This is a genomic window from Protofrankia sp. CiP1_Cm_nod2, assembly GCF_920664355.1.
Classification (GTDB): domain Bacteria; phylum Actinomycetota; class Actinomycetes; order Frankiales; family Frankiaceae; genus Protofrankia.
In genome coordinates, this window is the sequence record NZ_CAKKTL010000231.1 from 1 (window position 1) to 1,145 (window position 1,145).

The 1,145-nt window shown below is 73.9% G+C and carries 1 protein-coding gene; it reads left to right on the forward strand.

Annotated elements, in window-relative coordinates:
* Positions 1-934, forward strand: a 934-nt coding sequence (locus NBW84_RS20035; RefSeq protein ID WP_250286390.1) for a Ppx/GppA phosphatase family protein, incomplete at its 5' end; no start/stop codon positions are given.
* Positions 935-1,145: the final 211 nt, after the last annotated feature.

A 1,145-nucleotide genomic window follows, 5' to 3' on the forward strand; every position in this document is an offset into this window, starting at 1 on the left:
CCCCAGCGCGGATCATGCCGAGGGCACGGGCGGCACGGGCGGCACGGGCGGCACGGGCGGCCGGCGAGCGGCCGCCGCGGCCCCCCGGCTGCGGGACCTGGCCCGTCGCATGGAGATCGTCCGGCTGGGCGCCGGCGTCGACCGTACCGGCGAGCTGTCCCCCGAGGCGCTGGCGCGGACGTTCGCGGCGCTGCGCGCATACGCCGTGGAGATCGACCGGCTCGGCGCGTCCAGGGTGCGGATGGTCGCCACCAGCGCGACCAGGGACGCCCGCAACCGGGACGCCCTGGTGGCGGGCGTCCGCGCGATCCTCGGCGTCGAACCGGAGGTGATCACCGGTGACGAGGAGGCCGCGCTGTCCTACGCCGGTGCCACCGGTGAGCTGCGCGGCCATCCCGAGCCGTTCGTCGTGGCCGACATCGGCGGCGGGTCGACCGAGCTGGTTCTCGGGGACGCCGCACGGGTGCACGCGGCGAAGTCGGTGAACGTCGGCTGCGTGCGGCTGGCCGAACGGCACCTGCACGACGACCCGCCCACGCCCGCGCAGCTCGCGGCGGTGGTCGCCGACGCCCACGCGGCGTTCGACCTGGCCGAGCGGACCGTGGCCATCCGCTCGGCCGCGACCCTCGTCGGGGTCGCCGGGACGGTGACGACGGTGGCCGCCCTCGCCGCGGACCTGCCCGGCTACGACCCCGACCGGATTCACCTTTCCGTGACGGCTGCGTCGGACGTCGCCGCGGTGGCCGACCGGTTGGCGACGATGTCGCACGCGCAACGAGCGGCTCTCCCGGTGATGCATCCCGGCCGGGTGGACGTGATCGTTGCGGGGGCTCTGGTGCTGCGGACGCTGGTCGAGCGGGTCGGCGCGACCAGCGTGATCGCGAGCGAGCACGACATCCTCGATGGTATCGCCCTGTCGCTGCTCGCCCCGTGACCACCTCGCCCGCGCACACCCACCGCCGGCCTGACCGAGGCCCACGGGCCACCGCGGCCGGATCACGGGCCACCGCCGCTTGACAGACAGAACCAAGGGACGTCTACAGAGGGACTTCTACAGCAGCCACGTGTTCCCGTGATCCGTTGATATCCGATCACTAGTTCTTGATCGATTCCGGGCCGGGCTCGCGGTGTCTGGCTGAGGCTCT